Genomic DNA, 18,166 nt, shown 5'->3' on the forward strand with positions numbered 1-18,166 from the left:
CCTGAGGGGCATGGGGCCGCTTGGGCCGTTGTGGCCGGGTGGTCCGTACGCTCAGTGGGACAGCAGTGCCTCGGCTTCGGCGTCGGACATGTCCTCCAGTTCCGCGAGGAGCTGGTCTTCGACGACCGCGGCCACGTCGCGCAGGGTGGGGCTGTCGAACAGGACCCGGATCGGGATCTCGACGTCGAGTTCCTTGCGCAGGCGGATCACCGAGCGCATCGCCAGCAGCGAATCGCCGCCGAGGGTGAAGAAGTTGTCGTGCAGCCCGACGCGCTCGGCGCCCAGCATGCTCGCCCACACCTCGGCGACGGTCTGCTCGACCGGCGTCTCGGGTGCTTCGTAGCGCGGCCCGTCGTCGTCGGACAGGTCCTCCGGTACGACGAGCGCCCGCCGGTCCACCTTGCCGTTCGCGGTGAGGGGCAGTGAGTCCAGTTCGAGGTAGACGCCGGGCACCATGTAGGCCGGGAGCTTGGCCCCGAGGAACTCGATGACGTCCTCGGGTACCCGTCCCCCCTCCTGCGGGACGACGAACGCGATCAGCCGCTTCGCGCCGTGCTGTTCCCCCTGGACGACAGCCACCGCGGCCCGCACCTGCGGGTGCTGCATGAGCGCCGCCTCGATCTCACCGAGCTCGATGCGGTAGCCCTGCACCTTGACCTGGAAGTCCTCACGGCCGAGGAACTCGATCTCGCCGCCGGGCAGGAAGCGCCCGAGGTCGCCGGTGCGGTAGAGGCGCCGACCGGTCTGCGGGTGGACGATGAAGCTCGCGTCGGTCTTCACCTGGTCCCCCAGGTATCCGCAGGCCAGGCCGACACCGCCGATGTACAGCTGTCCCGGGACGTCCGTGGGGCGCGGTCGCAGCGCCTCGTCGAGCACGTGGAAGGTCTGGTTGCGCATCGGTCGGCCGTACGGGATGCTCGCCCATTCCTCGGGCACCTCGCCGATCGGGTAGAGGATCGACCAGATCGACGCCTCCGTCGCCCCGCCGAGGCTGATGACATCGGGCGAGCCGAGCGTGCGCCGGATGCGGTCGGGCAGCGTGACCGGGATCCAGTCGCCGCTGAGCATCACGGTCCGCAGCGGGCTGCCGGTGACCTCCTTGACGCTCATGTGCTCCACGAGCAGCTCCATCAGCGCGGGCACCGAGTTCCACAGGGTGACTTCGGCCCTGGTCACGAGGTCGAGCCAGGCCGCCGGGTCCCGGTGCGCGCCGGCGTCCGGCACGACGACCGCGCCACCGACGGCGAGCGGGCCGAAGACGTCGTACACCGACAGGTCGAAGCTGAGCGAGGAGAGCGCGAGGACGCGGTCCTCGGCCCCCACCGAGAAGCGCTCGTTGATGTCGACGACGGTATTGAGCGCCCCCCGGTGGTTGATCATCACCCCCTTGGGCAGACCGGTGGAGCCCGAGGTGAAGATGACGTACGCGAGGTCCTCGGGCGTGGTGGCGGTCCCGGGCAGCGGCAGGGCCGCGGCACAGGCGTCGTACGGAAGCTCGTCCACGTGCAGGACCGTGCTCACGCCGGCGAACCGGTCCTCGCCCGTGGCCGCGACGCGTGCCTGGGTCAGGACGGCGCGCGCCCGGCTGTGTTCGAGAAGGAAGCGAATCCGCTCGTCGGGCAGTTCGGGGTCGATCGGCAGATACGCGGCGCCCGCGACGAGGATCCCCAGGACGGCGGCGGACTGCTCCCAGCCCTTCTCCATGACGACGGCGACCAGGTCGTTCGGCCGCGGGTCGAGCGCGAAAAGGCGGTCGGCGATGTCCCGGGCGCGGGCGGCCAGTTCACCGTAGCTCAGCACCCGGTTCGGAGTGATGACGGCGGGACGCTCGGGCGTGCGGGCCGCGTGCCCGAAGAACGGCTCGTGCAGGAAACCGGCCGGCAGCGGTCCTGCGGTGCCGTTGTACTCGTCCTGCGCGGCCAGCTCTGCCGCCGGGACGAGCAGCGGCGCGGGACGGCCCCAGTTGGCCTCGTCCTCGGCGAGCCCGCGCAGCAGGCGCAGGGTCGCGGCGTGGATCGCGGCCACCATGCCGTCGGGGAACAGGTCCTCGACGGCGTCGATGTCCAGCAGGAGGGCTCCGTCCAACTCGTAGACCTGCGCGTCGATCCACACCTGCGGGGTCTGCGAGATGCTGTACGCCACCTCGCCGAGCCGGCCCTCCTCGGCGTCGTTGGCGAGGAGGCTGGTGAACACGGCGGGCATGGCCGCAGCCGACTCGCCGCGCACCTTCTTCATCTCGCGCAGCACCCGGACGCCGCTGAACAGCCGGTGGTCCAGGTCGGTCACGAGCCGGTCGCGCACCGCGGCCACGCGCTCCTCGAACGGGACCGGGACCGTGGTGTCCAGTTCCAGCAGCGTCAGCGAGGTGAAGTCGCCGATGACCGCGTCGACCTCGGGGTGCAGCGGGAGCCGGTTGGCCAGCGGGAGGTTGAGGGTGAAGCGGCGGTTCTTCGACCAGGTGCCGAGCGCCTCGCCGTAGGCCGCGAGCAGGAGGGCCGTGGGAGTGACGCCGCGCCGCGAGGCCGCCGTCTTCACCGACGCCCACAGGTCGCGCGGCAGCTCGCCGGCGGTGCGGGCGAAGCGCGGGGCGTCGATGGTGCGCGGGTCACGGGCGAGCGGCAGTTCGGGGGCGGGGGCGAGCTCCGGGACGCGCTTGTGCCAGTACCGCTCGGCGCGCCGGAATCGGTCGGTCGTCTCCAGGCTCTGCTCGGCCAGCACGTAGTCGCGGAAGGAGAGCGCGAGCTCGGGCAGTTCCGCGTCCGGGTCGGTGTAGAGGTGGGCGAGCTCGCTCATCAGCAGGTTGTACGCCCAGGCGTCGGTGATCAGCCCGTCGACGCTGAGGTGCAGCCGGCCCACGTCACCGGGCATGACGGTGGCCCGCAGTTCGAACAGCGGCCAGACCTCCGGCGTGAAGACCTGGTGGGACATCGCCGCACGGGTGGTCTCCAGCCCCGCGCCCACCTCGTCGTCGGTCAGCCCGCGCAGGTCCTCGGTCGCGATGACGTAGTCGGGGACCTCGGCGAGGATCTGCTGCTCGCCGTGTTGGTGTACGACCGCACGGAGCATCCCGTGCCGCTGGATGAGCCGGCGGAACGCCCGCTGCATGCGCGGCACGTCCAGGGCGGGCACGTCGAACTCCTCGTAGGCGTGCATGCCGACGTTGCCGAGCTCGAAGACGCCGGTGCGGCCGACGAGGTACGCCTGCTGGACGTCGGTCAGCGGGAAGGGGGCGTCGGCGTGGTCCGGGTCGGGGACGGCGACGGGCAGTCCCTCCGGGGCGGACCCGGCGGTGCCTTCTTCGCGGGCCGCGCGGACGGCGGCGGCGATGCCCCGTACGGTCGGATCGGCGACGAAGGTGCGCAGCGGCAGTTCGACGTCGCAGACCTTGCGGATCCGGCCGATGACCTGGGCGGCCAGCAGGGAGTGCCCGCCGAGTTCGAAGAAGCCCGCGGCCGGGTCGATGCCGGGCACGCCGAGCAGGTCGGAGAGGACGGCGGCCACCTGGCGCTCGATGTCGTCCCGGTAGCGGGGGGCGTCCTCGCCGGCGGGCGACTCGGCGGACGTGTCGTCCTCGGGTGTGTCCAGCGGCGCGACCACGGCGTGGCAGCCGCCGGGTGCGGCACCGACGACGCGGGGTACCGCCGCCTCGACGGCGGCGGCGCCGGTGCCGGCGGGCCAGCCGACGGTGGTCAGGGGCGTCGTGGACTGCCGTGCGTGCAGGGCGACATGGGACTCGACGACGCGGGCGGTCGAGGCGTCTCCCAGCAGGTGCACCTCGCAGGCGCGCGCGCCGGGCGTCCGTTCGACCTGCGCGACGGCCTCGGCCAGCCGCTCGAGGACCCGGGCCTGCGGCGCGGTGGTGTCGAGCAGGACGAGTGCGGTGGCCTGACCGTCGGGCTGCTCCGCGACGGTGGCTCCGGCGCGGGTCAGGGCCCGGCGGAACGCGCCGGAGAGCCGCTCGTCGCCGACAAGGGTGTAGCGCGCGTCGCGGTGGCGGTCCGCGGTGGTGACCGGGTGGAGGGGTTCGAGGGCCGGCAGGTAACGGTGGGTGCCGCGGACAGCGACCACGGAGTCCCGCGCCGGGCCGGTGAGTTCGGCGTGCAGGGCGGCGGTCAGGCGCCGCAGGGAGTGCGGGGACGAGGGCGCGGTGACGTCGAGCAGCGTCCGGGATCCGGGCAGGCCCCCGGCAGCCCAGTCGGTCAGCACGGCGAGCCGGGGCGTGAGGTGTTCCTCGCCGGTGACGTCGAGGACACCGGAGGCGACGACGGCCACCCGCGGTGCGGAGTCCCCTCGCCGCGCGAGGTCCTCGCACAGCGTGTCCAGCGCCGGCAGGGCATCGGTACCGCCGTCGAGCAGCCCGAGGACCACTCCCGTGACGCTCTCCTCGCCGGCCGGCAGCGCGGCGGCGCACTCCTCCGGTGTGGACAAGGCACCGACCGGTATCACCGTCACCCGCCCCTGCCCCTGCTCCGCGCGGAGCCGCTCCACGAGGCCGTCCAGCACCTCGCACGGCCCGTCCGTGACGACGAGCCAGGAGCCGGCGCCGTCCGGTCGCGGGGTGGCCGGCGCGGACCGGCGGACGCCGCGCACCGACAGCCCGTCCGCACCGGCCCGAGCCACCCGGCCGCCGCGCGGGGCCTCGACCCAGTGGCGGCGGTGCTCGAAGGGGTACGTCGGCAGGACGGTGCGGCGCGGGGCGGGCGCGCCGTGCCGCACGGGCCGATCGACGGACACGCCCCGGCACCACAACTCGCCTGCGGCGGTCAGCACTTCCCGGCGGGCGTCGCCGTCCTCCGCGGCGGTCGGCAGGGAGGCCACGGCGTCCCGGCCTCCGGAGCCGACGCGGGCGAGACCGGTGAGGACCTGGCCGGGGCCGATCTCCAGCAGGACGGCGGCGCGCTCGCGGACGGCGCGCAGGCAGTCGTCGAAGCGGACGGTGGACGCCAGCTGGCGGGCCCAGTAGGCCGGACTGGTGGCCTCCTCGTCCGTGATCCAGGTGCCGGTGACGTTGGAGACGAACGGGATGCCCGGCGCCGAGAGCGGCACCTCGGCGACGGCGCGCTCGAACGCGGCGGCCGCCTGCGCCATCATCGTGGAGTGGAAGGCGTGCGAGGTCCGCAGCCGCTTGGTGCGCACCTCGCGACCGGTGAGCAGCGTCGCGAAGCCCTCGATCGCGATGGCGGGCCCGGACACCACGCACTCGCGCGGCCCGTTGACCGCCGCCAGGGCCAGGTCGCCGGGGAGCAGCGGCAGCAGTTCGGCCTCCGGCAGGGGCACCGCCAGCATCGCGCCGGGCGCCGCCTTCTGCATCAGGCGCCCGCGCTCGGCGACCAGCCGCAGCGCGTCCTCGGGCGTCAGCACCCCGGCGAGGCACGCGGCGACCAGCTCTCCGAGGCTGTGCCCGAGCATGGCCGCCGGCCGGACGCCCCAGGACATCCACAGCTTGGCCAGCGCGAACTCGACGACGAACAGCGCCGGCTGGGCGTAGCGGGTGGTGCCGATCGCCTCGCGTGCGGCGTCCCGCTCCGCGTCGGCCGGGTAGAGCAGCTCGCGGATGTCGCGGCCGAGGCACGGCAGCAGGAACTCGGCGGCACGGTCGACCTCGGTGCGGAACACCGGTTCGGACGCGTACAGGGCGTGGCCCATGCGGATGCGCTGGGTGCCTTGCCCGGAAAAGGCGAAGACGGTCTCACGGCCGGTGTCGGTGGCGTGTGCGCCGGGCCCGGGCAGCAGGGCCGCGGCGGCCTCGGCGACGCTGTCGGCGACGACGAACCGCCGGTACGGCAGCGCGCGACGGCCGCTCCGCAGCGTGTGGGCGACGTCGCCGAGCCGCTCCTCGGGGTGGGCGCGCAGGTGTGCGGCGAGGTCGGCGGTGAGGGTGTCGAGCGCGGTCGGGGTGGCGGCGGACAGCGGCAGCAGCCGGGGGCCGTCCTCGGGCGTGCCGTCGGCCGCGCGTTCCGGGGCCCGCTCCAGCACGACGTGGGCGTTGGTGCCGCCGATACCGAAGGAGCTCACCCCGGCGCGCAGCACGTCGCCCTGCCACGGCGTCAGAGCCGTGTTCACGTGGAACGGGCCGTCGTCCAGAACGAGTCGGGGGTTCGGCGTGGTGTAGTGCAGCGTCGGGGGAAGCTCGCGGGCCTTCAGGGCGAGGGCCGTCTTGATCAGGCCGACCACGCCGGCGGCGGTGTCCAGGTGACCGATGTTGGTCTTCACCGAACCCAGCGCGCAGCGGTGGCCCTCCCCGGCGGAGGCGAACACGCTCCGCAAAGCGGTCACCTCGATGGGGTCGCCGAGCGCGGTGCCGGTGCCGTGCGCCTCGACGTACGAGACGGTGGCCGGGTCGGTTTCCGACACGGCGAGCGCCTCCGCGACGACCTCGGCCTGTCCGTCGGCGCTCGGCGCGGTGAAGCCGAACTTCCGGGAGCCGTCGTTGTTGACGGCCGATCCGCGGATCACGGCGTGGATCACGTCGCCGTCGGCGAGCGCGTCGTCGAGGCGCTTGAGCACCACCACGCCGGCGCCGCTTCCCGGCACCGTGCCCGAGGCCCTCTCGTCGAACGCCCGGCAGTGCCCGTCCGGCGAGACGACTCCGCCCTCCTCGTACCGGTAGCCCCGGTCCTGGTCGGCGACGACGGTCGCACCACCGGCCAGCGCGACGTCGCACTCACCGCTGCTCAGCGCCTGGCACGCCATGTGGACGGCGACCAGCGAGGTGGAGCAGCCGGTCTGCACGCTGACGCTCGGGCCGCGCAGGTCGAGCTTGTAGGACACCCGGGTCGGCATGAAGTCCTTGTCGTTGCCGAGCGAGGTCTGGAAGGCGCCGATCCGCTCCACCAGGCCATCGTCGGCGAGGAGGTTGCGCAACAGGTAGGAGCTCTCTCCGACACCGGCGTAGACACCGGTCACCGTCTCTTCGCCGTCGCCCGGACACCCCGCGTGCTCCAGCGCCTCCCAGGCGCACTCCAGGAATATCCGGTGCTGCGGGTCGAGCATCTGCGCCTCGCGCGGCGAGAAGCCGAAGAAGGCGGCGTCGAACCCGGCGATGTCGTCGAGCGCGCCGAACGCCCGTACCAGGCCGGGCCGGGCCAGCTCCTCGGGTGTGACGCCTGCGGCGAGCAGTTCCTCGTCGGTGAAGGTCCTGATGGACTCCACGCCGTCGCGCAGGTTGCGCCAGAAGTCGTCCGGGGTGCGGGCCCCGGGTACCCGCAGGGACATTCCGACGACGGCAACGGCGCCCGTGGGCATCCGGTTCGCGTCAGTGATCCCGGTGGTCTCGATGGTCACTGTGTGTCTCCTGACTCTCGGATGTCGTTCGCCCGCCGTCGCGTCGCTCGTGCGTCCTGGTGCTGCCTGCGCGCCTCCGCCCTGCGGCGTCCCCGGGTCCCCATGGGCCCGCCGGGCTCCTCGGCACCGGCCAGATGCCGGGCGAGGGTGCGCACGGTCGGGTGGCGGAACAGCTCCACGACCGGCACCTGTCGGCCGAGCGTCTCGGCCAGCCGGGACTGCACCCTGACGACCAGCAGCGAATGGCCGCCGATCTCGAAGAAGTTGTCGTCGACGCCCACGTGGTCCCGGACGAGCACCTCGCGCCAGACCGCTGCGACCGCGCTCTCGGTCTCGCTCGTGGGCGCGACGCGCCCGGCGGCGGACGCCGGGCCGGCGGGGGGCGGCAGGGCCCGCCGGTCGGTCTTGCCGCTCTCGCCGCGCGGCAGCCGGTCCAGGACGACGATCGCGGCAGGCACCATGTACGGCGGCACCCGCTCCGTCAGATGCGCCCGCAGCCGATCCGTCGGCACGGAGCCGGCGACGGCGGCGTATCCGACGAGCATCGGCTGTCCGGGGGTGTCCTCGCGCAGCATCACCGCCGCGTCGCGCACCTCGGGATGCGCGGCGAGGGCCGCCTCGATCTCGCCGAGTTCGATGCGGAAGCCGCGCAGCTTGACCTGGTCGTCCCCGCGGCCGAGGAACTCCAGCACCCCGTCCGCCGTACGCCGGGCGCGGTCCCCCGTCGCGTACATCCGTTCGCCGGGGCCGCCCCAGGGGTCGGGCAGGAAGTGCCCGGCGGTGCGGGCGGGATCGCCCACGTAACCGTGCGAGACGCCCGGCCCGGCGAGGTACAGCTCGCCGGGGACGCCGGGCGCAACGGGGCCCAGGGCCGCGTCCAGCACGTAGGCGCGCACGCCGGGCAGCGGGCGGCCGATCGGGACGGTCGAACCGGAGACAGCACGTGCGCCGGGCTCGTGGACGGTGGCGGTGATGGTCGTCTCCGTCGGGCCGTACGCGTTCAGCCAGCGGATGTGCGCGGGCGCCGCGGCCCGCCACGCCGCCAGCCGGCCGGCGTCGACCCGCTCGCTGCCGACGACGACCAGGCGCAGCTCAGGGCACGCCGACGGCGGGTGCCGGTCCAGGGCGGACACCCACTCGTGCCAGTACGAGGCGGGCAGATTGAGCACCGACAGCCGCTCGCGGCGGGCCAGCGACACCAGTTCGCCGATCCCGGGCACCGGCCCGGCGGCCGGCAGGACGACGGCGCCGCCGCGCAGCAGCGTGGCGAACAGTTCCTCGGCCGCCACGTCGAAGGTGGGTGACGCGAACTGCAGGGCCCGGTCGTCGGGTTGGAGCGCGTACCGCTCCGCGACAGCCTCGAGGGTGTGCACGAGGTTCGCGTGGCTGACGCAGACACCCTTGGGACGTCCGGTCGTGCCGGAGGTGTAGAGAATGTAGGCCGGTGCGGCCGGATGGACGTCGACCGGCCTCGGCGCCCGGTCCGGTACGGGTGTGTCGATGGCGTCCTCGACCAGCGTGTACGGGGTGTCGCCGCAGGGCGGTACCGCCGAGGTGCGCGAGCCGAGGACCAGAACGGCCCGGGCGTCGGCGAGGACGTGCGCGAGGCGCTCGCGTGGGGCGCGGGTGTCCATGGGGACGTAGGCGGCGCCCGCCTTCAGGATTCCGAGCAGTGCCGTCGGCCAGCCCAGGCAGCGGTCCATGGCGACCACGACGGTGTCCCCCGGGCGCACGCCCCGCGCCCGCAGGTACCGGCACACGGAGTCGGAGCGCTCCTCCAGCTGGGCGTAGCTGACGGTGTGACCGTCCTGGCTGAGCGCGGTCCGCTCGGGCAGGCGCCGGGCGACGGCGCCGACAAGCCCGTGCAGCGTGGTCGCCGCGGGCACCGGCGTGCGGGCCGGCCCGGCTGCCGGGACGCCGAGTTCGTCCGCGCTCAGCATCCCCAGCGCCGACACCCGGGCGGCGGGCTCCGCGAGCGCCGACCGGAGCAGGCTCACGTAGTGCCGCATCATCCGCTCGACCGTCACCCGGTCGAACAGGTCCACGTCGTACTCCACGTGCCCGCACAGCTCACCGGTCGCCGACGGGGCCTCGTCCCAAGCGACCGTGAGGTCGAACTTCGCGATGCCGCCCGGCACTTCCCGTACCGCGACCGACAGACCGGGCAGGGCCGCTGTGGTCCGCGGCACGTTCTGCTGGGAGAACATCACCTGGAACAGGGGCGACCGGCCCGGGTCGCGGGGCGGCCGTACGGCCTCCACGATCTGCTCGAAGGGCACGTCCTGGTGGTCGTAAGCGCCGAGGGTGGTCTCCCTGACCCGCTCCAGCAGTTCGGCGAAGGTCGGTTCGTCCTCCCAACGCGTGCGCAGCACCAGGGTGTTGACGAAGAAGCCGATGAGCTGTTCCAGCTCGGGGCGGGTCCGCCCGGAGACCGGCGAGCCGACGCTGACGTCCCGGGCGCCCGCGTACCGGCCGAGCAGCAGCTGGAAGACGGCCAGGAGCGTCATGAACGCGGTCGCCCCGTGGGCGCGGCTCACCTCGGCGAGCCGCGCGGCCAGTGGTGCCGCCAGCCGCAGCGGGAGCACCTCGCCCGTGTACCGGGGCACGGCCGGGCGGGGGCGGTCCGTCGGCAGGTCCAGGGTGGGCGGAGCGGCCCGCAGGCGCTCGGTCCAGTAGGCCAGTTGCCGTTCGCCGACGCCCGCGTCGAGGAAGCGGCGCTGCCACTCGGCGTAGTCCGCGTAGCCCACCGTGAGCGGGGCCGGCGGCTGCGCGTCGGCGCCGGTCGCCGCTGCGTACAGGGCGCCGAGGTCGCGCAGGAGGACGTCCACGGACCAGCCGTCCGAGGCCGCGTGGTGCAGGGTGAGCAGCAGTTCGTGGCGGTCGTCGGCCGACCTGAGCAACCGGGCCCGCAGCAGCGGCCCCCGCTCCAGGTCGAACGGCCTGCGGGCCTCGAGCGACGCGGCCTCCTCGACGGCGGCGTCACGTTTCCGTCCGGTCAGGTGGCTCAGGTCCTCGACGTCCAGGCGGACGTCCGGGTCGGCCACGATCACCTGCCGGGGTTCGCCCGCTGCGTCCGCGACGAACCGGGTGCGCAGGGAGGCGTGGCGTGCCACCAGTCCGCGCAGCGCTGCGGCGAGCGCCGGCACGTCGAGCGGGCCCTCGACGGACAGCGCCAGCGGCACGTTGTAGAGCGCACCGCCCGGGGCGAGCCGGTCGAGGAACCACAGGCGCTGCTGGGCGTAGGACAGCCGGTACGGGCCCTCGCCGGCCGGTGTCAGCGGCGGGTGGTCCTGCGCGCCGTCCGCGGTGGCCAGCCGGGCGGCGAGCCGTTCGACGGTGGGTGCCTCGAACACGTCCCGCACCCGGGTCCGGGCGCCGAGCCCGGCTTCGATGCGTGACGCGGCCCGCGCCGCCAGCAGGGAGTGCCCCCCAAGGGCGAAGAAGTCGTCGTGGGCGCCGATCCCCCGGACGCCGAGCAGTTCCTCCCAGATCCCCGCGATGAGTTCCTGGCGTGGACCGGCCGGTGCCACCCGGTTCGCGGCCTGGACGGTGTGCTCGTCGAAGGCGTCGGGCAGGGCGCGCAGGTCCACCTTGCCGTTCGGGGTGATGGGCAGCTCGGTCAGCGTGACGTACAGGGCGGGCACCATCGCGTCGGGCAGGCGCTCGGCCAGGTGGGCTCGCAGCTCACGCGGCTCGGCCTGGCGGCCGTCCTCGGCGACGACGTACGCCACCAGCCGTCGTGCGTCGCCCTCGCCGCGTAGGGCGACCACGGCCGCGCTCACACCGGGGTGGGCCGCGAGCACGCTCGCGATCTCCTCCGGTTCGATGCGGACGCCGCGGATCTTCACCTGCGAGTCGGCGCGGCCCAGGCACTCGAGCACGCCGTCCTCCCGCCAGCGCGCCACGTCTCCCGTCCGGTAGAGGCGTTCGCCCACGCCGAACGGGCTCGGCACGAAGCGCTCCGCGGTGAGGTCGGGCCGGCCGACGTAGCCGCGTGCGAGGCCGGCACCGGCGAGAAAGAGCTCACCGGGGACGCCGATGCCCGTCTCACGGCCGGACTCGTCGAGCACGTGGAGCCGGGTCTGTGCGATGGGCCGGCCGATGGGGACGCGGGCCGCGCCGGGATCCGGGTCCACGGGGTCGTAGGTGCTCGCGAAGGTGGTGCCCTCGGTGGGACCGTAGCCGTTGACGAGGCGGACCGCGGGCGTGGCCCGGCGTACGGCGGCGACCCGCCGGGCGTCCGCCGGCTCGCCCCCGAAGAGGAGGGTCCGCAGTGACCCGAACATGGCCGGTTCGGCGTCCGCGCACTGGTGGAAGAGGGCCGTGGTGAGGAACATGACGGTCACGCCGACCGTCTCGATGCGCGCCCGGAGCAGCTCCGGCGAGAGCACGTCGTCCTTGCGGATTCCCACGAGGCGAGCGCCGTTCAGGAGGGCACCCCAGATCTCGAGCGAGGCCGCGTCGAAGGAGACGTTCGCCGCCTGGGCCACGACGTCTTCGGGCTCCAGCGGGAGATACGCGGCGTCGCACACGAGGCGCACGATCCCTCGGTGGATGGTCTCGACGCCCTTGGGCCGGCCGGTGGAGCCGGACGTGTAGAGCACACAGGCCCGCTGCTCGGGGTGCACGGCGGGAAGCGGTGTCCGCGCGGTGGAGCGGACCAGGTCCTCGACATGGACGACGGGAACGGTGCCCGCGAAGTCGACGTGCCGGTCGGCGAGTACGACGCACGCGCCGCTGTCCTCCACCATGTACGCCAGCCGCGACGTCGGATGCCCCGTGTCGAGCGGCAGAAAGGCGGCGCCTGCCGTGACGACCGCCAGCATGGCGACGACGAGGGCCGCGGACTGCTCCATCGCCAGCCCGACCACGGCCTCCGGCGCGACACCGCGCGCCACCAGGGCGTGCGCCAACCGTTCGGAGCGCGCAGCGAGTTCGGCGTAGGTGAGGGTCTCGTCGGTGAAGTCCAGGGCCACGGCGTCGGGGGTCCGCCCGGCCTGTGCGCGGAACGCCGCCACCAGGTGCTCGGCCCGCGGTTCGCCGCCCTCGGTTCCCCACACGGCCAGCAGCTCCAGCTCCTCGGGTGTGGTGTGCACGAGCCGGGACACCGGGGTGGCGGGGGCGTTGAGTGCGGCGGTGAGCAGGGTCATGCAGTGGCCGGCCATCCGCTCGGCCGAGCCCCGGTCGAACAGGTCGGTGTCATAGGTGAGGGCGCCGCACCACTCGCCCGATTCCAGCGGAGCGCTGTCCCAGGCGACGGTCAACTCGTATCCGTCGAGGGGTGCGTTCTCCAGGGCGAGCGCGACCCGCAGCCCGCCGGTCTCCGGTGTTTCCCGGGTCCGGTGCAGCAGCGTGACGAAGTCCGGGTCGTCCTCCCAGTGGGTGCGGTAGGCCCGGGTGCCGTCGGGTCCCGGCGAGGCGACGGTGACGTCCTTCACGCCGGCGCAGCGACCCGTCATCAGCTGGAATGCCGTCAGCAGCGGGACGAGAACGGGCACGCCCCGCTCCCGGCTCACGTCGATGAGGAGCCGGGTGGCGGCCGCGTCCAGCCGGAGGGGAATCGCGGCGCCGGCATTCCGTCCGCGCCGCGCCGCACGGGGCCGGTCGGTCACCAGGTCCAGCACGGGCGCCTCGGTGTCGTACGTCATCGCGTCCCCTCCCCCACCAGGGCTCCGGACCCCCCGGCCGTGACGGTCACGACGCGCCCGGCGTCGAGGGTCACGACCCGGCCGGCGTCCGCGAGCGTGTCGCGCCGGTGGGCGATGGTGAGGACCGTCGTGCCGGCCAGCTCGCCCGCGAGGATGCGCTGGATGCGGGCGTCGGTCTCCGCGTCCAGGTTCGAGGTCGCCTCGTCGATCAGGACGATCCGCACCTGGTCGAGCAACGCCCGTGCCACACACAGCAGTTGGCGTTCACCGGCGCTGAACTGCGCCCCACCGCCGGCGACGGTGCGGTCGAGCCCGTCGGGCAGCCGGAGGAACCGGTCGGCGAGGCCCACCTTGTCGAGCACGGCCTCGATGTCGGCGTCGGTGAAGGCCCGGCGCGGGTCGAGGTTCTCGCGCAGGCTGCCCGGCAGCAGCACCGGCTCCTGGGGGACGACCGCGACGGCGGAGCGCAGGTCCCGCAGACGAAGGGTGGAGATGTCCACGCCGTCGACGACGATCCGGCCGCCCTCGATGTCGACGAACCGCAGCAGTGCGGCGAACAGGCTCGACTTGCCGCTGCCGGTGCGGCCGACGATGCCGACCTTCTCGCCCGCGGGGGCATGGAAGGAGATGGCGTCCAGGGCAGCGGGGCCGCCGTCCTGGTAGCGCAGGGTGACGCCCTCGAAGCGGATGTCACCTGTGGCCGGCCAGCCCTCGGGGGCACGGTCGCCGCCCACCGGTTCGGTCGGCAACCGCGTGTAGTCGTGGACGCGTTCGAAGCTCGCGAGCGCCAGGTCCATCGTCTGAACGGTCATCAGGCTCATGGCGAGCGTCTCGATCAGCATGTACACGAAGCTGATGCCGACACCGGTGGTGCTCGCGCGGACGCCGCTCTGCACGACCATCAGCGCGGCGAAGCCGAACAGGACGGCGGCGCCGACCAGGTCGAGGCGCAGGTTGAAGTACCGGGTCAGTGAGTTGACGGTGTAGTCGGCGTGGTGGGCGGTGCGGACGCGCTCCCGGAAGGCCGCCTCGTAGCCCGCCACGCGGATGGCGCGGCCCTCGATCGTCGTGACGCCCTCGACCGCCTCGGCGACCAGGGAGAGCACCGGCTCCCTCGCCTGCTTCGCCAGCCGGGACGCCTCGACCGTGCTGGACCTGGTGCGGCGCTGCCAGCGCAGGTACACCAGCAGCACGAGGGGGGTGAAGACGAGGGTGACGGGGCTGGTGACGGCGAGCGCGAGCAGCGGGACCACCATGCCGACAGCGATCTTGAGCGTGTCCATGGTGTACTCGGGCAGTTCGAGATCGATCGTCTCGGTGTCCGCGGAGAAGCGGCTGAGCACCCGGCCCGAGGGGTTCTCGTCGAAGAACGGCATCGGCGCGCGCAGCACCTTCTCCAGCATCCCCTTGTGCAGGCTCTGCCCGGCCTTCACACCCCGGGAGAAGCCGAAGCTGAACAGGCCGCGGTCCAGCCACAGCGTGAGCAGGCCGATCCCGGCGAACACACCGGCGTACAGCGCGGTGTCCTCGCCCGCCCGGTCGGTCCACAGGCCGAGCCAGAAGGACGAGGCGCCCAGCGCGGTCTGTCCGGCGACGGCCAGCCCGATCAGCGCCACGAGCAGCAGTCCCGGCGTCAGCACGCGCAGGTAGCCTCGGTAGGCGCCGGCGAGGACCTTGCCGTCCTTGACGGGCGGCTCGGCCTCGGGCTCGGTGACGGCGGCGTCCTCGGCGTCGGGACCCGCGGCCTCGGTGACCTCCGTGTCGCGGGCGCCGACGGCCTCGGCGATGACGGGCAACAGCTCCGGCATGCCCGCGGCGACCTCGTCGAAGGGGCCCGACGCGACCACGCGGCCCTCGTCCACGACGACGACCCGGTCGGCGCGGCGCGCGAAGTCCAGGCGGTGGGTGACGACGATCCGGGTGCGTTCGGCGAGCACGCCGAAGAACAGCTCGTCCAGGATGGTGCCGGCCACCGTGTCGTCGACGGCGCTGGTCGGGTCGTCCACGAGGTAGACGTCTGCGTCCTCGTAGGCGGCGCGGGCGAGTGCGATGCGCTGACGCTGGCCGCCGGAGAGGTTGGTGCCCCGCTCACCGACCATCGTGGCGTCCCGCAGCGGCATGGCGGCCAGGTCGGCCTCCAGAGCGGTGGCCCGCACCACCGCGGCGTACCGCTCGGGGTTCTCGGGTGAGAAGCAGCGGATGTTCTCCGCGACCGTGCCCTGCATGATCCAGGCCTTCTGCGGCAGGTGGACGACGCTGCCCGCCACGTCGACGGTGCCGGACACCGGCCGCAGGGTCCTGGCGAGCGCCCCGAGCAGCGCGGACTTGCCGCTGCCGACCCGGCCGAGGACACAGACCAGTTCGCCCGGAGCGATCCGCAGGTCGATACCGTGCAGGCAGGGCGCCTCCCCCTCGGCCGCGGGCCACACGAAGGACGCGTCCGACAGCTCGACGCTCCCCGCAGGCGCCGCGCTCGCGGGCACGGGCGCGGCGTCGGGCGCCGTGAGGAACGTCGTCATCCTGCCGAGAGCGACCCGCCACTCGTTGCGCATGTCGAGGTAGCGGACCAGTTCGGGCAACTGGGAGCGCAGCACGGTGAGGACGGCGACGGCGGAGAACACGTCGGCCGCGCGCAGCTCGTGGCCGAGAGCCACGTAGGTGATCAGGGTGGTGCTGACCATCAGCACCGGGACGGCCGAGTTGACCAGGTACAGCGTCGCGAGCCGCTTCTGCCGGCGCACCAGCAGCTCACCGAGCACCGTGCGCTCCCTGGTGACCGCCCGCTCCGCGACGTCCTCCCAGCCGTGGGCGCGCAGGGTGCGCACAGCGGCGAGGAACTCGCCGACCAGCCCGATCCGTACACCGTTGACGTCGCGGATCGCCGGCACCAGCGCGTAGACCCGTTCGTTGGCGACGTGCGACAGGGCGAGCCCGGCGACCAGGACGACGATGCCGACGAGGCCGGCCCAGCCCAGCAGGACGCAGAGGATCACGCTGGACCCGGCGATGCCCAGCGGCACCGCCCACGCCATGTGGATGAACGACATCTGCCCGACCCGCATCGAGTCCGACGAGACCAGGGTGATCACCTCGCCCACCGGGTGGCCGGCCCGGGCGCCGCGGTCCATGCGCAGGTACTTGCGCAGCACCTGGGTGCGCAGCAGCGCATTGACGGCGTGCGTGTTCTTCCACGCCTCGGACCACTGGTGCTTGTGCGCCAGGGAGTCCAGGAGGTGGAAGCCGCCCAGGCAGACCGCGACGAGCAGCCCCTGCGCCACCGCGCCCCGCCGGTCCTGCTCGAACCACTGGATCATCTCCCGCACCAGCAGCGGGCCGAGGGTCGCGCACAACTGGTAGGCGAGGAAGATCAGTGCCGCGCCCCAGAAGCGCCGCCGGAAGGTGCGGTACAGGGCGTCGCGCAGACCGTCCGGACGGGTGCGGCGCTCGGTGTAGGCCCGTTCGAACTCGGGCGTCACGCGCGCGAGGTGGTCGTACGACGGGGGCGTCAGACTGTCGGAGATCGTCAGGGACCGCCGCATCCCCGTCTGCACCAGTGGCGCGGGCCAGCTGATGAAGAGACGGGAGAGGAATCCCGCGCCGCCCTCCTCACTCGGGCGGCTCTGGATGTCGTTCAGTGCCACGTCGGACTCGTCTCAGTTCGCGGGTCGGGACAGGGGGGCGAATCCGTACGCCTGCTCCAGGGCGTGCCGGGCGATCTCCGGCAGATACCGGCGCATCTCGTCGAACTCGCGGGACCGGCTGAACCGCGTCGACTCGGGGAACCGCGGCCGCTGTTCGAGCCAGTTGGCCACGGTGAGCGTCGCCAGGCCGGCGTACTGCGCGTCCGTGACGCCGATGTGCTCGCCCGTGCGGGTCTCCAGCAGGAACGGCGCCCCGTCGAAGGCGGCGTCGAAGATGCTGGTGCGGGCGACGGCGCCGAAGAGGTGGACCAGCGACTCGGCCTCTTCGCCGATCAGTTCGCGGACCTCGGGACGGAGTTCCAGCGGTACGGCGCCGGTCGGGAAGATCTCCGTGCCGTACACCGAGTGGAACAGTCCGGCGTCGCACAGCGCCTCCCCGCAGCCCCAGGCGCGCAGCAGGTCGTGGACGCCCTGCAGATGCGCCAAGAGGTCGGCACCGGAGTGCTCGAGGGCGTCGGTGCCGTGCTGTTCCAGGAAAGCGATCTTGTCGGCGTGGCCGACGGCGGCGGTCACGAGCGGGCCTTCGCGGGGCCGAGGGTGTCGTGGGTGCCGGTCATGGCCACGAGGATCTTGCGGGGCCCCTCGAAGCTCGAACGGCCGTGCGCCATCGCCATGTTGTCGACCATCAGCAGGTCCCCTCGCTGCCAGGGGAAGGCCAGCGTCTCCGCGTCGTAGGCGGCGCGCACGGCGGCCAGGTCGGCGTCGAGGATCGGGCTGCCGTCGCCGTAATAGGCGTTGCGGGGCAGGTCGGCCTCGGGCATGAGGTCCAGCAGCGCCAGGCGGGTGGACTCCTTGAGGTTGGAGATGTGGAACAGGTGGGCCTGGTTCATCCAGCCGGGCCGGCCGGTCACCGGGTGGGTCGCGACGGCCTGGCAGATCTCGGTGGTGCGCAGCGCGCCGTCGTCGAGCCACTCGTAGGAGATGTCGCGCTCACGGCAGAAGCGCTCCACGGCCGAGCGGTCGGAGGTGGCGAACGCGTCCTCCCACGAAATGCCCAGTCCGGCACGGTAGTTGCGCACATAGCGCACTCCGTGGCGTTCGAACCGCTCGCGCACGTCCTCGGGGATGCGCCGGTGGACGGCGTGGCTGTCGGAGAGCGGGGTCTCGCCGCCCACGGGCGCGGCGACGGCGGCGTAGAACCAGATCCGCTCCGGCCAGAAGCTGGTGTAGCTCATCTCGTTGTGGAGCGGGATCACCTCGCTCGCCGGGTACTCGGTGGACGTGTAGACGTCGCCCACCTTGCTACGCGGCGTGGAGCCGTAGGTGTACTCCCCGAGCTCCTCGCCGAACACCCGGACGAACCGGGAGAACGCGGCGGCGTCCGGCGCGTCGAAGCCGCGCAGCAGGCAGGCGCCCGCGCTCAGCAGCCGTTCGTCGAGCCGCTCGGAGTTCGCGGCGGCCCAGGTGGCGGGACAGACGCCCGGCTCGGCCGCTTCGTAGACGGCGACCCGGTCCCGGTCGGGGAACAGGCACCATTCCTTGACGTCAGGCATGTGACAGGTCTTCCAATCTCTCGCGTCGTGGAGGTCCGTC

General features: G+C 73.3%; 5 protein-coding genes. All 5 read right to left on the reverse strand.

All coding sequences use genetic code 11. The features are described 5' to 3' along the window. Positions 1 to 51: 51 nt before the first annotated feature. The 5 genes from OHS82_RS03365 to OHS82_RS03385 are packed head-to-tail and all read right to left on the reverse strand — an operon-like array spanning position 52 to position 18,126. Positions 52 to 7,284: a non-ribosomal peptide synthetase/type I polyketide synthase gene (locus OHS82_RS03365; protein ID WP_328433226.1), complete on the reverse strand. Its 7,233-nt coding sequence runs from the start codon at positions 7,282 to 7,284 to the stop codon at positions 52 to 54. Beyond that, entirely contained in the window at positions 7,281 to 12,932 is a 5,652-nt protein-coding gene (locus OHS82_RS03370) for a non-ribosomal peptide synthetase (protein WP_328433227.1), read from the reverse strand. The genes OHS82_RS03365 and OHS82_RS03370 overlap by 4 nt, the downstream gene beginning before the upstream one ends. Next, positions 12,929 to 16,573, reverse strand: coding sequence for an ATP-binding cassette domain-containing protein (locus tag OHS82_RS03375; protein WP_328433228.1), 3,645 nt, complete (start codon positions 16,571 to 16,573; stop codon positions 12,929 to 12,931). Before OHS82_RS03375 ends, OHS82_RS03370 begins: the two co-directional genes overlap by 4 nt. A 12-nt stretch (positions 16,574 to 16,585) precedes the next feature. After that, positions 16,586 to 17,146, reverse strand: a complete 561-nt coding sequence (locus OHS82_RS03380) for a DUF6817 domain-containing protein (RefSeq protein ID WP_328433229.1) — start codon at positions 17,144 to 17,146, stop codon at positions 16,586 to 16,588. Next, entirely contained in the window at positions 17,143 to 18,126 is a 984-nt protein-coding gene (locus OHS82_RS03385) for a TauD/TfdA family dioxygenase (protein WP_057574887.1), read from the reverse strand. The genes OHS82_RS03380 and OHS82_RS03385 overlap by 4 nt, the downstream gene beginning before the upstream one ends. Positions 18,127 to 18,166 lie beyond the last annotated feature (40 nt).

The sequence above is a fragment of the Streptomyces sp. NBC_00425 genome (genome assembly GCF_036030735.1).
In the GTDB taxonomy this organism is placed as follows: domain Bacteria; phylum Actinomycetota; class Actinomycetes; order Streptomycetales; family Streptomycetaceae; genus Streptomyces.

Excerpts from the sequence above, each read along its gene's own strand:
- OHS82_RS03370 (WP_328433227.1), bottom strand. The coding sequence starts at position 12,932 with ATGACGTACGACACCGAGGCGCCCGTGCTGGACCTGGTGACCGACCGG.
- OHS82_RS03385 (WP_057574887.1), bottom strand. The coding sequence starts at position 18,126 with ATGCCTGACGTCAAGGAATGGTGCCTGTTCCCCGACCGGGACCGGGTC.